Origin of the sequence: Paraburkholderia kururiensis (assembly GCF_034424375.1) — a bacterium.
In the GTDB taxonomy this organism is placed as follows: domain Bacteria; phylum Pseudomonadota; class Gammaproteobacteria; order Burkholderiales; family Burkholderiaceae; genus Paraburkholderia; species Paraburkholderia kururiensis_A.
Map to the genome: position 1 here is coordinate 4533860 of NZ_CP139965.1, position 16572 is coordinate 4550431.

17 protein-coding genes are annotated in these 16572 nt (G+C 67.3%); 3 read left to right on the forward strand and 14 right to left on the reverse strand.

Annotated elements, in window-relative coordinates:
• Window positions 1-31 precede the first annotated feature (31 nt).
• Window positions 32-928 (forward strand): alpha/beta fold hydrolase, encoded by an 897-nt coding sequence (locus U0042_RS20360; RefSeq protein ID WP_114809424.1) that lies wholly within the window; start codon window positions 32-34, stop codon window positions 926-928.
• Window positions 929-967: 39 nt separating this feature from the next.
• Here U0042_RS20360 and U0042_RS20365 read toward each other — a convergent pair whose 3' ends face one another.
• On the reverse strand, window positions 968-1441 hold the full coding sequence (locus U0042_RS20365; protein ID WP_114809529.1) for an Lrp/AsnC family transcriptional regulator: 474 nt from the start codon (window positions 1439-1441) through the stop codon (window positions 968-970).
• Window positions 1442-1575: 134 nt separating this feature from the next.
• Between U0042_RS20365 and U0042_RS20370 the strand changes: the two genes are divergently transcribed.
• On the forward strand, window positions 1576-2517 hold the full coding sequence (locus U0042_RS20370) for a DMT family transporter (RefSeq protein WP_114809423.1): 942 nt from the start codon (window positions 1576-1578) through the stop codon (window positions 2515-2517).
• 243 nt (window positions 2518-2760) lie between these two features.
• Here U0042_RS20370 and U0042_RS20375 read toward each other — a convergent pair whose 3' ends face one another.
• The 6 genes from U0042_RS20375 to U0042_RS20400 all read right to left on the reverse strand — a co-directional run bounded on the left by U0042_RS20375 (window position 2761) and on the right by U0042_RS20400 (window position 6932).
• Window positions 2761-3702: an MBL fold metallo-hydrolase gene (locus U0042_RS20375; protein WP_114809422.1), complete on the reverse strand. Its 942-nt coding sequence runs from the start codon at window positions 3700-3702 to the stop codon at window positions 2761-2763.
• 10 nt (window positions 3703-3712) lie between these two features.
• On the reverse strand, window positions 3713-4165 hold the full coding sequence (locus U0042_RS20380; protein WP_114809421.1) for a MaoC family dehydratase: 453 nt from the start codon (window positions 4163-4165) through the stop codon (window positions 3713-3715).
• A complete protein-coding gene (locus U0042_RS20385) occupies window positions 4162-4380 on the reverse strand; it encodes a DUF1289 domain-containing protein (RefSeq protein WP_114809420.1) in 219 nt (72 codons plus the stop codon). The genes U0042_RS20380 and U0042_RS20385 overlap by 4 nt, the downstream gene beginning before the upstream one ends.
• Entirely contained in the window at window positions 4380-4913 is a 534-nt protein-coding gene (locus U0042_RS20390) for a YbaK/EbsC family protein (RefSeq protein ID WP_114809419.1), read from the reverse strand. The genes U0042_RS20385 and U0042_RS20390 overlap by 1 nt, the downstream gene beginning before the upstream one ends.
• Window positions 4914-4992: 79 nt before the next feature.
• Entirely contained in the window at window positions 4993-5919 is a 927-nt protein-coding gene (locus U0042_RS20395; protein ID WP_114809418.1) for a hydroxymethylglutaryl-CoA lyase, read from the reverse strand.
• Window positions 5920-5966: 47 nt separating this feature from the next.
• Window positions 5967-6932, reverse strand: a complete 966-nt coding sequence (locus U0042_RS20400) for a 2-hydroxyacid dehydrogenase (protein WP_114809417.1) — start codon at window positions 6930-6932, stop codon at window positions 5967-5969.
• A 255-nt stretch (window positions 6933-7187) separates the two neighbouring features.
• On the opposite strand from U0042_RS20400, the gene U0042_RS20405 reads away from it, so the two are divergent.
• On the forward strand, window positions 7188-7790 hold the full coding sequence (locus U0042_RS20405) for an RBBP9/YdeN family alpha/beta hydrolase (RefSeq protein ID WP_114809416.1): 603 nt from the start codon (window positions 7188-7190) through the stop codon (window positions 7788-7790).
• Between the two features lie 39 nt (window positions 7791-7829).
• Here U0042_RS20405 and bioB read toward each other — a convergent pair whose 3' ends face one another.
• The 7 genes from bioB to U0042_RS20440 all read right to left on the reverse strand — a co-directional run bounded on the left by bioB (window position 7830) and on the right by U0042_RS20440 (window position 16567).
• Window positions 7830-8885, reverse strand: a complete 1056-nt coding sequence (gene bioB / locus U0042_RS20410; protein WP_114809415.1) for a biotin synthase BioB — start codon at window positions 8883-8885, stop codon at window positions 7830-7832.
• A 40-nt stretch (window positions 8886-8925) separates the two neighbouring features.
• Entirely contained in the window at window positions 8926-9693 is a 768-nt protein-coding gene (gene bioD, locus U0042_RS20415) for a dethiobiotin synthase (protein ID WP_114809414.1), read from the reverse strand.
• Window positions 9690-10880: an 8-amino-7-oxononanoate synthase gene (bioF, locus tag U0042_RS20420; RefSeq protein WP_114809413.1), complete on the reverse strand. Its 1191-nt coding sequence runs from the start codon at window positions 10878-10880 to the stop codon at window positions 9690-9692. Before bioF ends, bioD begins: the two co-directional genes overlap by 4 nt.
• A complete protein-coding gene (bioA, locus tag U0042_RS20425) occupies window positions 10880-12226 on the reverse strand; it encodes an adenosylmethionine--8-amino-7-oxononanoate transaminase (protein WP_114809412.1) in 1347 nt (448 codons plus the stop codon). Before bioA ends, bioF begins: the two co-directional genes overlap by 1 nt.
• Window positions 12227-12934: 708 nt before the next feature.
• Window positions 12935-14344, reverse strand: a complete 1410-nt coding sequence (locus U0042_RS20430) for a dienelactone hydrolase family protein (RefSeq protein WP_114809411.1) — start codon at window positions 14342-14344, stop codon at window positions 12935-12937.
• A gap of 607 nt (window positions 14345-14951) precedes the next feature.
• Window positions 14952-15404, reverse strand: a complete 453-nt coding sequence (locus tag U0042_RS20435; protein WP_114809410.1) for a YchJ family protein — start codon at window positions 15402-15404, stop codon at window positions 14952-14954.
• A 32-nt stretch (window positions 15405-15436) separates the two neighbouring features.
• Window positions 15437-16567 (reverse strand): acyl-CoA dehydrogenase family protein, encoded by a 1131-nt coding sequence (locus U0042_RS20440; protein ID WP_114809409.1) that lies wholly within the window; start codon window positions 16565-16567, stop codon window positions 15437-15439.
• Between the last annotated feature and the right edge of the window lie 5 nt (window positions 16568-16572).

Sequence of the window (16572 nt, forward strand, 5' to 3'; positions counted from 1 at the left end):
CGAACCAGACCAACAACGACAAGAGACGACTATGTCCTTCGAGGCCTTCACACCCTTTCGCGTGACGACTGCCACAAGCGGTGTCGATATTTTCGGGGTGAAGGGCGGTTCCGGTCCGCCCTTGCTGCTGCTTCACGGCCATCCGCAAACGCACATGATCTGGCATCGGTGCGTAGCTGCGCTGGCGCGGCACTTCACGGTGATTGCCACCGACCTGCGCGGCTACGGCGCGTCGGGCAAACCCGCGAGCGACGAGCGGCACACGCCGTACTCGAAACGCGCGATGGCCGCCGACCAGGTGGAGGTGATGCGTCACTTCGGCTTCGAGCGCTTTCTGGTCTGCGCGCACGACCGCGGCGCCCGCGTGGCGCACCGCATGGCGCTGGACCATACGGGCGCCGTGGAGCGGCTGATGCTGCTCGACATTGCGCCCACGCTCGCCATGTACGAAGCCACGGACCGCACCTTCGCCACGCTCTACTTCCACTGGTTCTTCCTGATCCAGCCGGAGCCGTTGCCGGAGACGCTCATCGGCGCCAATCCCGATGTCTATGTGGAGCGCGTGATGGGCGGCCGCCATGCGGGTCTCGCGCCGTTCGCGCCGCACGCGCTCGACGCCTACCGCAGCGCGTTGCGCCAGCCCGGCGCCGTGCATGCGATGTGCGAGGACTACCGCGCCTCTGCCACCATCGACCTCGAACACGATCGCGCCGACATCGAACGCGGCAACAAGGTGGCGTGTCCGCTGCGCGTGCTGTGGGGCGAGAAGGGCGTGGTGGAGCGCTGCTTCAGGCCGCTCGACGAATGGCGCAAGGTGGCCCGCGACGTGAGCGGCCGCGCGCTGCCGTGCGGCCACTACGTTCCCGAAGAGGCGCCCGAATTGCTGGTCGACGAAATGCTGTCGTTCTTCGAGGCGCTGGACCGCTGACGCCTCGTCCCACTCATCCACGGCACGCGCGTTGCTGAATCACGGCAACGGCGGCAGCCGCCTTGCCACCGGCGTGGACTTCACGATGGCCGTGCTCGTTTCGGCACGCTCGGTGACCTTCGCGAGAATCTCGTCGAGCTGATCGATGGAGTGCAGATAGAGTCGCGCGATGAAGCAGTCGTCGCCCGTCACCTTGTCGCATTCCACGAACTCGGGAATTCGCCGGATCACTTCTTCCACGAGGTGCAACTGCCCCGGCAGCGGCTTCACGCGCACGATGGCCTGCAACGTGTAGCCGAGCGCGCACGGATTGAGGCGGACCGTGAAGCCTTCGATCACGCCCTGCGCTTCGAGCCGCCGCAGACGTTCGGCCGTGCTCGGCGCCGAAAGCCCGACGCGGCGCGCGAGTTCGCTCACGGGCTGGCGCGCGTCATCGGCGAGGGCGGAGAGGAGTGTGCGGTCCGTTTCGTCCAGCATGACGGACGCGGTCGGCGATGCAAGGCGTTTGTTCATGATGACCTTCGATTCATAGGCGAAAGGGCATTCGAGCCTCAATTTCAGCATATCTATCGCACGCCCGAATCTCTACACTGAATCGCGACTTCGTCGTGTCTTCGCGTTGTCGAGAACAAAGGAGAGTGACAGGCATGGCTTCAAGCGAAATCCGCCGCGGCGCCGCCGAGATGACCGTCGCGATGCTGATGTCGGGATCGATCGGCTGGCTCGTGGTGTCGTCGCAGCAACCCGCGCTCAACGTCGTGTTTCTTCGCTGCGTGTTCGGCGGCGCGACGCTCGCGTTGATCTGTGCGGCGCTCGGGCTGCTGAAACGCGCGCTGCTGTCGTGGCGCATCGTCGGGCTCGCCGTACTGGGCGCCGTCGCCATCGTGCTCAACTGGGTCTTGCTGTTCGCCGCGTATTCGCGTGCGTCGATCTCGATGGCCACGGCGGTCTACAACACGCAACCGTTCATGCTGGTGGCGCTCGGGGCGGTAGTGTTTCGCGAGCGCCTGACGGCTTCCACGGTGGTGTGGCTGCTCGTGGCGTTCGTCGGGCTCGTGTTCGTCGTGAAGGTGGAGCCGGCGGTGCTCGCCGTGCCGGGGCAATACCTGCAAGGTGTCGCGCTCGCGGTGGGCGCGGCCTTCCTGTATGCCGTGTCGTCCATCATCACGAAGCACCTGAAGGGCACGCCGCCGCATCTCATTGCGCTTGTGCAGCTCGCGTTCGGCGCGGTGGCGCTCGCACCGCTCGCGCGCTTCGACGCGATGCCGGTTACGGCGGTGCACTGGGCGCAGCTCGTGACGCTCGGCGTGGTGAACACCGGCGTGATGTACGTGCTGCTTTACGGTGCCATCCAGAAACTGCCCACGGCGATGACGGGCGCGCTGTCGTTCATCTATCCCGTGGTGGCCATCGTGGTGGATCGCGTGGCGTTCGGTCAGCGGCTGGCGTGGATCCAGCTGCTGGGTGCGGTGCTGATTCTGCTTGCGGCGGCGGGTGTGAACCTGGGCTGGCGCATCGTGCCGCAGCGGCGCGCGCGTCGGCGGGAAGGGCAATCTGCCGCCTGCAATGCGTCTGTAGGCCGTCGTTAAGCACGCGTCAAACTTCTGTAGGGAAATCACCGATGCGGGGCCCAGGGGGCGCCGGTATGATGCGTGGGACGCTGATCACGTCGAAAATTGCGCCGTTCGCTGTCCGCTTAAGGTGTTCACTTTAGGGTCTGCGAGCGGCTTTCTTTTTGGTGCGGCGGCTGGATGGTTTCGATGGCCGCTTTCACCATTCCTCGCTTTTCTGTTTCTGCTTGAGAGCCCGCGCGCTTGTTTGCGCATGCGGCTTCATACCGACCCGCGCGGCGCCGTGACGCGTTCGCCTTCCACCCCCAGCGCCCCGTTCTTCGCGAGATCTTCGAGCACGCTGCGCATGAGCGCGGGCCACGCGTGGCGCGGTGCGAGCATGGCGGCCGCGGCGCCCATGATGTGCGCGCCGTCGAGCATGTCGAGCAGCGCCGCAAAGGTGGTCTGCCGCAGTTCGAGCAACTTGAATACGGTCAGCACTTTCAGTGCGTTCTTCGCGTTGCGCGTGGGGTCCGCGCGCAGCCACGCAAGGCGCGAAAACGCGCGGTCCAGCGCCTCCTGCACGTTCGTGAATGGCGCGCCGTGTCCCGGCACGACGACGGCGACGTCCAGCTTCGCGATGGCTTCGAGCACCGCCTGCTGCTCGGCAAAGCCTTCGTCAGATTCCCCATCGAGTGCGGGGAAGATCACGCCGAAGCCGTTCTGCCATAGCGCGTCCGCGCTGATTAACACGCGTTCGCTCGCGCAGTAGAGCATGACCGAATGCGGATCGTGCCCCGGCGCGCCGAGCACGTCCCACCGCGGGCCGCCCAGCACGAGCGCGGCGCCGGGCGCGAGGGTGCCCGAGAAAGCGAAGCGCTCGCAGGTCTGCCCGGTGCCGCGGAACGTCAGCCGGTGTTCGTCCCACGCGCTCACTGCGTCGGCTTCGGCGACGGGAATGAGCGTGTCGCAGGTCCATTCGGCTTGCAGTCGCGCGTTGCCGCCGCAATGGTCCGAATGCAGATGCGTGTTCACGATGAGATCGAGCGGACGTGCCCCCAGCGCGTGACGCACGAGTTCGACTGTCTGCGCCTCGTGCGTCGCGTAACCGGTATCGACGATGGCGGCCTGCGTGTCGTCCACGAAGAGCACGTTGTTGGACGAGAGCCAGCCGCGTTCGAAGACGCGCATCGAAGCGGGCAGGCGCGGCGTGTCGAGGTTCATCGTCGCGCGATCACGAACCGCTGGACGCCGACGGCTTCGGCATCACGAGAATCGTCGCCTTGCCCGCCACGACGGTTTCGCCGCGCTGGTTCGCGACGCTGCCTTCCAGTTGCACGAGGTCGCCGTCGAGGCTCGGCTTCCACCATGCATCGGTCACGCGCCACGTCATGGTGAGCGTGTCGCCCGCGTGTGCGGCGCGCTTGAGCTTCACGTCGAACTCGAGCCCGAGCGGCTGCGCGTACTGCGAGAAGTGGGTAGCGAGCAGTGCCATGAAGTGCGCGGTGGGCTGCGTGCCGGATGCGATGAGTCCGCCGAAGCGGCTTTGCGCCGCGTACGCGTCGTCGTGATGCAGCGGGTTGCGGTCGTCCACGAGCGTAGCGAACGACTTGATGGACTCTGCGGTGAGCGCGAGCGTGCACGTGCACGTTTCGCCCATCGTCACCACGCGCGGCGGCGCATTCATGGCGAGCCGACGAGTTGCGCGTGGCGCCGCTCGATGGCGTCCCACACGGCGCGCTTCGCGGCGTCGTCGAACGACGACCAGCCGGCGATTTCATCGATGGTGCGCAGGCATCCTTCGCACCATCCGGTGGCCGCGCTCATCTTGCAGACGTTGATGCACGGCGACGGCACGGGCGTGCGGTCCTGCGGCGGCGTGTGGTCTTGCGATGCGCTCATCACGACGCGTCGCGCAGCGCGACGTCCGCGACGGGTGCGCCGGTCAGCGCAATCAACTCGTCGGGCGAGAGGTTGAACACGGCGTGCGGATGCCCCGCCGCGGCCCAGAGGCTCGCGAGTTCGAGCAGGTCTGCGTCGATCAGCGTGACAGGCGGCACGGCATGTCCGATCGGACACACACCGCCAATCGCGTAGCCCGTTTTCTCGCGCACGAACTTCGCGTCCGCACGCCCCACGGCGCCTACGTGCGCCGCCACCTTCTTTTCATCCACGCGATTCGCGCCGCTTGCGATGACGAGCACGGGCGCGTCGTCTTCCACGCGGCGAAACAGGATCGACTTCGCGATCTGCGCGACCGAGCAGCCGAGTCCCGCCGCCGCTTCCGCCGAGGTCTTGCCGGTTTCCGGCAGCATGACCACGGGCTTCGTGTGACCGCGCTCGCGCAGCAGCAGCGCGACGCGACGCGCGGAGTCGGGCAGGGTGTCGAGGTTGTTTTGCGTGTCCTGGTTGTCGGGTGCGATGTTTTCCGTCATGTCGATGTTTCCGCTTTTTTTCCGGTGGCTTCTGTTTGCAGCTGTCCTGGGTCAGTTCGTTGCGTGCAGGCGAGCGCGATTACACGCAACGCGCCGCGGCGCCGCGGGCCTTCGCGAGCAGCGCCTTGCCCGCGCGCGAAGCATTGGCGCGGCCAATCGCCGTCGAGATGAAATCGCCCGCGGCCACCACCTGATCGAGGTCGATGCCGGTGCGAATGCCGAGGCCGTTCATCAGGTACAGCACGTCTTCGGTCGCGACGTTGCCCGTTGCGCCCTTCGCGTACGGGCAACCACCGAGGCCTGCCACGGACGCATGAAAAATCTCGATGCCTTCCAGCAGCGCCGCGTAGATGTTGGCGAGCGCCTGGCCATACGTGTCGTGAAAGTGGCCCGACAGCCGTTCGCGCGCAAACACTTTCGTCACGGCCTCGTAGACTTCGCGCGTGCGCTTCGGCGTGCCTACGCCGATGGTGTCTGCAATGTCGATCTCGTCGCAGCCCAATGCCGCGAAGCGTTCGACCACGTCCACCACGGAAGCCACCGGCACCTCGCCCTGATACGGGCAGCCCAGCGCGCACGACACGCTGCCGCGCACGCGCATGCCGTGCGCCTTCGCGGCTTGCGCAACGGGCGCGAAGCGCTCGATGCTCTCGGCAATGCTGCAGTTGATGTTCTTCTGCGAGAACGCTTCGCTCGCGGCGCCGAAGATGACGATCTCGTCTGCGTTCGCGACCTGTGCGCCTTCGAAGCCGCGCATGTTCGGCGTGAGCACGGAGTAGATGGCGCCCGCGCGGCGCTCGATGCTGGCCATCACTTCCGCGCCGTCCGCCATCTGCGGCACCCATTTCGGCGAGACGAACGACGCCGACTCGATGTTCGGAAAGCCCGCCGCCGAAAGCCGGTTGATGAGTTCGATCTTGATCTCGGTGGGCACGAATTCCTTCTCGTTCTGCAAGCCGTCGCGCGGCCCCACTTCAACGATCTTCACTGTTGCTGGCAATGCCATGTCCCTCTCCTGCGGTTGTGCTGCTGCCGTTGTCTGCTGTGGCGGCCTCAATAGCCGCGCTCGCGCTCCACGATGCCGCTGATCGGCTCGCCACGCGCGAGCGATGCAATCTTTTGCGCCACCTGCTCGATACTTTCGTCGCGCAGCGTTTGCGCCGCGCTGTGCGGCGTGATCGTGATGCGCGGCTCGCTCCAGAACGGATGCGCTGCGGGCAGCGGTTCCTCGCGAAATACGTCGAGCGTGGCCGCTGCGATCTGGCCGTGCGCGAGCGCATCGATCAGATCGTGTTCGACCAGATGCCCGCCGCGCGCCACGTTGACGAGATACGCGCCACGCGCGAGCTTCGAGAACGTGCGGGCGTTCAGGACGTCGGCCGTATCGGGCGTGTGCGGCAATAGATTGACGAGCACCTTCACGCCATCGAGAAACGCGTCGAACGCCGCGCCGTGCAGTTCGCCCGACGAGCATGCAACGCCTTCGATCCGTTTCGCGTTGCGGCTGAAACCGCGCACCGGCAAACCGAGCGCGGCCAGCGCGTGCGCCACCTGAGTGCCGAGCACGCCGAGGCCCATCACGCCCACCGTGAACGTGGCGCGCGGATGCGGTTCCAGCACCTTCCAGCGGCGCGCCTGCTGAAGCTGCTCGTACTCGTCGAAGCGGCGCAGGTAGCGCAGCACCGCATGGGCGATGTACTCGACCATCTGCTGGCCCATGCCCGTGTCTTCCAGACGCACGAGCAGCGCGTCGCGCGGCAGCGTGCCGGGGAAGTCGCGTTCGAGTCCGAGTATCGCGTCCACGCCTGCGCCCAGGTTGAAGATGGCGCGCAGGTCGTGGCGCCCCGCGAAGAGTTCGCGCGGCGGACGCCACACCACCGCGTAGTCGGCGCCGGCATGGTCGCCGGGCTGCCACTCGCGCAGCTCGGCGTGCGGCAGCGCCTGTTGCAGACCGCGCAGCCAGGCGTCGTTGTCCGCGGTGTCGTGGTTCGAGTGCGGCTGATAGAACAGGATCTTCATCGAATGCGCGTGGAGCTTGAGAAGGCTTTGGAAGCCGCAAGAAGGCACAAGCAGGCGGGCAGAAGCGCTCGTGTGAGCGGGCGACCGCCATGCGGAAGCGTTCATTCTACTTTTTCGACCGACGTTGCGCCCGCGCGCAGCAAGGCGTTCGCGCCGAAGCGGCGCGCCGGAAAAAACAAAGCAAAAAAAATTGGTTCGGCGCTGCGACGGTGCAGGCCACAATCCGTTCACAGATTCCGGAAGCGGGGAAAAATCATGCTTTCGTGCAGCAAATCGACGTGGCCGCCGCGACTCGTGACGGTGCCGGGCCTTCATGGCAGCGAGGGCGCGCACTGGCAGACCTGGCTCGAGCGCCAGTTTCCGCGCTCGTTGCGCGTGGAGCAGGCGGACTGGGATGCGCCCAATCTCGCGGTGTGGGGCGAGGCGCTAGGCGCGCTGCTGGCGCGTGAACGCGGGCCGTTCGTGCTGGCCGCGCACAGCTTCGGGTGCCTTGCGACGGCGCACGCGTTGCTCCAGGGTAGTAGCGCCGCGGACGTGGCGGGCGTGCTGCTCGTCGCGCCCGCGAGTCCGGAGAAGTTTCGTTTTGCGGGCGCGCTCGAGCCGCGGCGGCTGCCGGTGCCGTCCATTCTGATCGGCAGCGAAACGGACCCGTGGATGCCTGCCGCCGGCGCCCTCGCGCTCGCGCAGCACCTGGGCAGCGCGTTCGTGAATCTGGGCGACGCGGGGCACATCAACACGGCGGCCGGGTTCGGTCCGTGGCCGCGCGCAAAGCATTTCGTCGATACGCTGATTCACTGCGCAGCCCCGCGCCGCTTTCGCGAAGCGCCGCAGACCGAGGACGCGCACGCGTTCGTGTAATCGCACCGCTTTGTTCACGGCATCAGCGCATGCGTTCGATCAGCCGTGGCGGCAACCCTCGTGCTCATGGGCGGGCAGCGCGTTCGCCGTTTCCGCGCGAATGCCGAGCCGCGCGAGCAGCTTGCGGTCGGCTTCGGCCTGCGGGTTGCCGGTGGTGAGCAACTGATCGCCGTAGAAAATCGAGTTCGCGCCCGCGAGGAAGCACAGCGCCTGCAACGCGTCGTCCATCTGCTCGCGGCCTGCGGAAAGGCGGACCATCGCGCGCGGCATCGTGATGCGCGCCACGGCGATGGTGCGCACGAACTCGAACGGGTCCAGCGCTTCCGTGCCCGTGAGCGGCGTGCCGTCCACCTGCACGAGGTTGTTGATGGGCACCGACTCCGGATACGGGTCCATGTTCGCCAGTTGCGCGATGAGCCCGGCGCGTTCGCGCCGCGATTCGCCCATGCCCACGATGCCGCCGCAGCACACGTTGATGCCCGCGTCGCGCACGCGTTCGAGCGTGGCGAGCCGGTCTTCGTAGGTGCGCGTGGAGATGATCTGCCCGTAGAACTCGGGCGAGGTGTCGAGGTTGTGGTTGTAGTAGTCGAGCCCCGCGTCGCGCAGCGACTGCGCCTGGTGCGCTTCGAGCATGCCGAGCGTGACGCAGGTTTCGAGCCCCATCGCCTTCACGCCGCGAATCATGTCCTTGATCGGCTCCAGATGCCGGTCTTTCGGATTGCGCCACGCGGCGCCCATGCAGAAACGCGTCGCGCCGTTTTCCTTCGCCACGCGGGCGGCGGCGAGCACGGCATCCACTTCCATCAGCTTTTCGGCCTTCACGCCGGTTTCGTAGTGCGCCGATTGCGGGCAGTACGCGCAGTCTTCCTCGCAGCCGCCCGTCTTGATCGAAAGCAGCGTGGAGAGTTGCACGGCGTTCGCGTCGAAGTGCTCGCGATGCACCTGCTGCGCGCGGAACAGCAGGTCGTTGAACGGCAGGTCGTAGAGCGCGACCACGTCGGCCACTTTCCAGCGCGCGCCGCCGGTGTGGGTCGTGGTGGCTTGCAGGGTGGCCGCTGTTTGGGCGTTCGAAGTGTCGATGGAAGGGGAGGGCATGTCGTGAGTCCTTCGTGTCCAGGTTTGTCTTGAGCGGGGTCTATTGCATGTTGAGCGGCGAGCCGCGCGATGTGTCGAGCGTGCGGAGCGTTTGCAGCAGCGATGCCGTGTCGAGGCAATCCGCTGCGGCATCGGCTGACGGAGTTGCGAGATGCGGTACCACGCCGACGAGCGGCGCGTCGTACTCGCGGCCCAGCCGTTCGCGCAGCGCGGCGATGTTTTCGTCGGCGAACGTCATGGCGGGATCGACGCGATTGGCCACCCAACCCGCGAGGGGCAGGCCGCGCGCGACGATGGCTTCCGCGGTGAGCAGCGCGTGACTGATGCAGCCCAGCCGCATGCCCACCACGAGCAGCACGGGCAAGCCGAGCATGCGGGCGAGGTCGGCGGTGTCGCAGGTGTCCGTGAGCGGCACGCGAAAGCCGCCCACGCCTTCCACCACCACGACGTCGGCGCGCTGCATGGCCTCGGCATGACACGCGACGATGCGCGCCGGGTCCAGCGTCACGTGTTCGAGCGCGGCGGCAATGTGCGGCGCGGCCGGTTCTTTCAGCAGATACGGCGTGCGAACGGCGGGCGGCAACAGCACGCTGGCGGCGGCATCGAGCTGATCCGCGTCTTCGTTGTGCCAGATGCCGTCGCGCTTGAATGCACCGGCCGCGATGGGCTTCATCGCCGCCGCACGCAACCCCGCGCGCGTGAAGCCGCGCAGCAAGGCCGCCGAAACCAGCGTCTTGCCGATTTCCGTATCTGTGCCGGTTACAAAAAGCGAGCGCGCTTGCGTCGTGCTCGATAACGTCGTGTTCATGATGCGGCCTCCGCTTTGCTCAGACGAAGCAGCGCGGCTTCGAGCCGGTCGAGGTCGTCATGCGAATGGGCCGCCGAAAGCGAGATGCGCAAACGCGACGTGCCGGCCGGCACGGTGGGCGGCCGGATGGCGGGCACCCAGAGCCCTTCGCGGTCGAGCGCCGCGGCCATGTCGAGCGTGGCGTCGTTGGCACCGATGATGAGCGGCTGAACGGCGGTGTGCGAATCCACAGGCAGCCAGCAGGTTTGTTTGAGCAGCGCGCGCGTGCGTTCGATCAGCGCGTGCAGATGCGCGCGCCGTGCGTCGCCTTCGTCGCCCGCGATGATCTTGAGGCTGGCCGACACCGCGTGCGCCACCGCAGGCGCGGACGCTGTCGTGAAGATGTAGGGCCGCGCGCGTTGCACGAGCCACTCGATCACCGTTGCGTGCGCCGCGACGAACGCGCCGGACACGCCGGCCGCCTTGCCAAGCGTGCCGACGGAAACCAGATGCGGCGAGCGCAACGCGGCCTGTGCGATGGCACCGCGCCCTTGCGGACCGAGCACGCCGAAGCCATGCGCGTCGTCCACCACGAGCCATGCGCCGTGCCGCTCCGCCAGCGCGAGCAGCGGCGCGAGCGGCGCAATGTCGCCGTCCATGCTGAACACGGAGTCGGTCACGATGAGCTTTGCCTGGGCATCCGAAGCATCGAGCATCGCGCTGAGCGCTTCGACGTCGGCGTGCGGATAGATCTGCACGTCGGCGCGAGAGAGCCGCGCGCCGTCGATGAGCGACGCATGGTTCAGCGCATCCGAAAAGAGCGTCGTGCCGCGGCCCGCGAGCGCCGTGAGCACGGCGAGGTTCGCCATGTAGCCGGTGCTGAAGTAGAGCGCACGCGGTGCATCGACGAAACCGCCCGCGAATGCCGCGAGGTCGTCTTCGAGTTGCGCATGCGCGCGCGAATGGCCGCCCAGCAGATGCGAGCCGCCGCTGCCCGCGCCATAGCGCTGCGCGCCTTCCGCGATGGCGGCCACGAGTTGCGGATGCGCCGTGAGCCCGAGGTAATCGTTGCTTGCGAAGCCGATCATGGCGCGGCCGTCCACGATCATGTGCGCGGCGCACGGCGAGTCGATGGTGCGGCGGCGGCGCGTCAGACCGCGTGCGGCGAGGTCCGCAAGGCCCTGTTCGAGCGAGTCGAGCAGCTGCATCAGTGCGCCTCCTTCAGCGTGGCTTCGAACGTATCGAGCGTGCGTTCGGCAAGCAGCGCCTGTTCGTGTGCATCGAGTACGTAGGGCGGCATCAGGTACACCGTCGTGCCGATGGGGCGCAGCAGCAGTTCGCGCTGCAACGCGTGCTGAAAGAAGCGGCGCGAGAAGGTCTTCGCCTGCTGTGCATCGTCGACGACGGCATCGAACGCGAAGATCGTGCCGCGCTGGCGGAAGTGGCGCACGCGCGCATGCGCGGCCAGCGGCGCGAGCGCCTCGCGCAGATGCGCCGACTTGCGCGCGTTCGTGGCGAGCACGTCGTCGCTTGCGAAGAGGTCGAGCGTGGCCAGCGCCGCGCGGCACGCGAGCGGATTGCCCGTGTACGAATGCGAGTGCAGGAAGCCGCGCGCGGTGTCGTCGTCGTAGAACGCCGCGTAGATTTCGTCGCGCGACAGTACGAGCGAGAGCGGCAGATAGCCGCCGCTGATGCCCTTCGAAAGGCACAGGAAGTCCGGCCAGATGCCCGCTTGCTCGCAGGCGAAGAAGGTGCCGGTGCGCCCGCATCCCACGGCGATTTCGTCGGCGATCAGGTGGACGCCGTACTGGTCGCATAGCGCGCGCAGGCCGGCGAGATACGAGGTGTCGTGCATCGCCATGCCGGCCGCGCATTGCACGAGCGGCTCGACGATCAGCGCCGCGATCTTCGCGCTCTTCGCTTCGAACAGGGCGCGCACCTCGGCGAGGGCGCGGCGCGCGACGTCCGCGGCGCTTTCGCCTTCGCGTGCGAGCCGCGCGTCCGGCGACGCCACCACGTGCGCGTGGCGAATGAGCGGATCGTAGGCGTCCTTGAAGAGCGGCACGTCCGTCACGCCGAGCGCGCCGATGGTCTCGCCGTGATAGCCGTTCGCCACGCAGACGAACTCGCGCTTGTTGCCGTAGCCGCGATTGCGCCAGGCGTGGAAGCTCATCTTCAGCGCGATCTCGACGGCGGATGCGCCGTCCGACGCGAAGAACGCGTGCCCCAGCGTGTGCTGCGTGAGCGCGGCGAGACGCTCGGCCAGTTCGACGGCGGGCTCGTGCGTGCAGCCCGCGAGCATGACGTGTTCGAGCGTATCGAGCTGCGCCTTCAGCGCCGCGTTGATGCGCGGGTTCGCGTGGCCGAACAGGTTGACCCACCACGAACTGATGGCGTCGAGATAGCGCCGGCCGTCGCGGTCGTAGAGCCACGCGCCCTTCGCGTGCGAGACCGCGACGAGCGGCAGCCGCTCGTGATGCTTCATCTGCGTACACGGGTGCCACACGGCGCGCAGGCTGCGGGCCACCCAGTCTTCGGTTGCCAGGTTGTTCAAGACTCACTACTCCGGCGCATGGATGCCGCACGCGGCGCGTCGTGCATCGTCATGCGAATGTTTCGGGACTTCGGATCGCGTCGCGCGGCGCTCATGGGTTCGCGTCGTGCGAAGGCTGCCGGCGAGGGGCGGTGTGGCGCGCATGCGTTGGACGCGAAGCGCAGCGAAGGCGCGTTTCGCAACCGGTGCCATGTGCGGCTCGCCGGAACGGCAGCGGCGTCGAGATTAGCGCGTAACGAGCCGCAATGCACTACTGTGAAAATAGGCCCGGAAGCCTTGCTGGGCGGGCGTTCCGCGCAGTTCGGAACAGCACGGAACGGTTCGGGACAGAAGGCTCGAAATGGCCGTAGATGACGACGGCAAAGTGAGCTATCCCTTGTGCAAAAAATCGTGTGGAGTGGCGGGCGAAAGGCCGGTTTGCGGTCCGCACGCGGAGGGTTTTAGCGAAATGCGAAGGCGGACGAGAAGCGCGCGACGCGAGCAAGGCGTCGCAATGGGAGGCGGAACGTGGAGAGGCGTGAAGGGCTGCGGCTGGTAGCGCGGGGGACTGCGTGCACGATATAAACACGCTGACAGTACGTACCGTACCGATCGCGCACATCGCGCAGCACGACGCGCAAGACCCGCCACGCGAAACACGCCACGATCAATGAAGACTGTTGCGGTCCGACGGGCAGCGCCGCCGTGAAGGGGATCTGAGCCGAACGATCAGCGGCTCGCGATGGCCGGCGTTTCGCCTGCGGTGGATGCGCTCTCGCGCGCCGTGACGCCGCGCTCGTCGCGTTGGTCGGCATCTTCGGTGCCTGCGGACGCTTGCGCCGTGGCCTCGTCGTCGTTCTTCCACACCACCGAGTCGTTGACCGCATAGAGGCGGCAGGCGCCCGCGCCTTCCTTCTGGCAGTTCGCGATAGCCACGGCCATCGGGTTGTCGCCGCCTTCGGCCCATGACCAGGCGCCGTTTTCGGAGACCGCGAACGCACGGCTCGGATACTGCTTGAGGAAATTGCGATAGCCCGCGCGGCCGGCTTCGTCGAGGAACGGCACGGCGTTCACGGCGTCGAGCGCGGCAAAGCCAGTGGGCTTCGGCTGCGTGGGATCGGACACGCGATATTCCACGGCCGTGGGCATGCCGATGCGCCGCAGGAACGTTTCGACGGCCGGCCACCACACGCGCACGCCGTCGCGGTCGCCCACGAGGCGATGCGCGTCGTTCTTGTAGGAGCCGAAGTCGATGAGCCGCGCTTCGACGTCCGGCCCCGTCGCGCCGCCCGTCTGTGCCTGCGTGTACGCGCTGTACATGCGCGTGACGAGCGCGGCGGGCCACACCGAATCGTTATCGCCGTAGAGCCAGAGCGAAGGCACCTGCGTCTTCGCGCCGTACGAACCGAACGCCTGCGTGAGGTTGTCTTGCCAGCCGGTGCAGGCGTCCTGACGCAGGCCGCCCGAGAAGTTGATGAGGCCGCGCACGCCGGCCTTCGCTTCGGTGCCGTAGGCGATGGTGGCAAGGCCGCCGTGCGAGGTGCCGGCCACGACGATGTGCTGCGCGTCCACGTACGGCTGCTTCGCCATGTAGTCGATGGTCGCGGCCACGTCCGCAGCCTGGCCGAGGCCATTGCGTTCCACGTCGCAGCCGTCCTGCTCGTAGGTGCCGCCCGAACCCGCAAAGCCGCGGCGATTCGGCGCCACCACCACGTAGCCGCGCCGCACGAATTCGCGCGCAAGCGACATCGGTTCGCTGCGGGCCTGGCCGCGCGGATCGCCGGGAATCTTGCCGTGGTTGAAGACGATCATCGGGAACGGGCCCGGACCGTCGGGGCGATAGATCGTGGTTTCGAGCGTCACGCTGCCCGTTGCATCGGCGGGAATGCGGATGATCTGCTCGTTGAGGCGCGCGCCGACGCGCGGCTCGCTGCCGTAGTCGAAACGCAGGCTCTGGACGCGCGCGCTGCCGAGCGGACCGGGCGCGAGCGTGGCAACTGAGGTGGTGGCGGGCGTGGCCGGGGAGGGCGCGGCGCTCGCGACGGAAACGGGCGCGTCGAACGTGCCCGCGTGCACGTTCGAAACCGTACCCACGGCGCAGACCGCTGCCCATCCGGCGAGAATCTTTTTGAAATCCATCCGCTGCATTCAGCTACCCAAACCCGCTTTTTGCTCTTGAGGCCGCCCACCGTCCGTTTTGCGGACACAGCGAGATTCCCGCGCGTGTGCGCTTTCGCACACACGGCAGCCGAACCCGCCAAGGGGAGAAAAACGGCCGGGCATTTCTTCGTGGACCTTCCCGAGACCACGCCGAAACGCCGCTCAACAGGCAACACGCCAGACCTTCATTCACCACCGGCCGCCGACGCGCTCGCTGGAGCACCGACCGGGTCAAGCCGACAGAACAAAACGTCAGCTTGATGAATGAAATCCTGCAGTGACGGAAGCGCCTTGAACCGGCCCCGTCACGGCAGGAAGACCTGCGCGAAACCTGCGAATGATCCTCGCACGACAAATTACCTTTGTGCAATTCGGGGCTAACCCGCGCACGCGTGCAACAAAGGGCGGTCCCAAAATGGGGATGCGACGCAGAACCGCGCGGGGCCGTTCGTTAGTGGGCGCGCCTGCGGAATCGGTAAGAAAGTTGGGAAGAAATGCGTGAGGCGCGGTAATAAGCGCCGTATGCAAAGTGCGACAGTGGCGGGGATGGCGCCGTCTGAATCAGCCGGCACCACGGCCCTTCGCCTCACTCCTCGCGAACGTCGCCATCCACGTATCGCCACCGTCCGTCGGCGCCGCGCAGGAAGCGGCTCGTCTCGTGCAGCCGGTGGGCGCGCCCGCCCACTTTGTAGCGGGCGACGAATTCGACTTCGGCGTGCGTTTCGTCGATGGGCGTGTGTCGCTTGATGGCGAGGCCGAGCCAGCGTGGGGCGTCGGGCGCGGTGCGGTCCACGTCGAGGTCCGCGGGGCAAGTTTCTTGCGCCCACGTGTCGCGCAGATACGCCGACTCGCCCAGCACGTACGCCGAGTACCGCGAACGCATGAGTTCGAGCGCGCGGGGCGCCGCGGCGCCGCCGTCGATGAAGCGACCGCAGCAGTCCGCGTAACGCGGCGGGCGGGCGCCGCTTTTCTGGTCCGGCGCGGCGGCGCCGCAGGGGCAGTCGTGGGGGCGGGTACTGCCTTTGGAGGCTGATGTCATCGGTCGAAGCGTGGTGAGGTGGGCGGCAAGCGTCAGGCGAGTCCGCGTGCGATCAGGATTTTCTGAATGTCGCTCGTGCCCTCGTAGATCTGGCACACGCGCACGTCGCGGTAGATGCGCTCCACTGGAAAATCGCTGAGGTAGCCGTAGCCGCCGTGAATCTGCAAGGCGGCCGAGCAGATGCGCTCCGCGGCTTCGGAGGCGAACAGCTTCGCCATCGCGGCTTCCGTGAGGCAGGGCTGGCCGGCGTCCTTCAACGCCGCCGCGTGCCACACGAGTTGCCGCGCGGCTTCGAGCTGCGTGGCCATGTCCGAGAGCCGGAACTGCACGGCCTGGTGGGCGAAGAGCGGCTCGCCGAAGCTCTCGCGCTCCTTCGCGTAGGCGAGCGCCGCCTCGAACGCCGCGCGCGCCATGCCCACGCTCTGCGCCGCGATGCCGATGCGTCCGCCCTCGAGCCCCGAAAGCGCGATGCGATAACCCTCGCCCTCCGCGCCGATCAGGTTCGCCGCCGGCACGCGGCAGTCTTCGAACACGATCTGCGCCGTGTCCGATGAATGCTGGCCCAGCTTGTCTTCAAGCCGCGCCAAGACGTAGCCGGGCGTGTCGGTGGGCACGATGAACGCGCTGATGCCGCGCTTGCCGGCGGATTTGTCGGTGACCGCCATCACGATCGCTACCTGGCCGTTCTTGCCGCTCGTGATGAACTGCTTCACGCCGTTCAACACGTAGCTGTCGCCGTCGCGCGTGGCGGTGGTGCGCAGCGCGGAGGCGTCCGAGCCCGCCTGCGGCTCGGTCAGGCAGAAGGCGCCCAGCATGTCGCCGCGCGCGAGCGGCGTGAGCCAGTCGCGCTTCTGAACGTCGTTGCCGTAGGCGAGCAGGATGCTGCACACGGGACAGTTGTTGACCGAAATGGCCGTGGACGTGCCGCCGTCGCCGGCCGCGATTTCTTCCAGCATGACGGCGAGCGCCAGCGCGTCGAGGCCGGCGCCGCCGTACGCGGGCGGCACCATCACGCCGTAGGCGCCCAGCTGCGCCAGCTGCCGGTGCACCTGCGCGGGAAAGACGCGCTCGCGGTCCCACGTGGCCGCATGCGGCGCCACTTCCTCGCGCACGAAGGTGCGCACCGCGTCGCGGACCATCAGATGATCCTCGTCGAGCAGCATGTCGG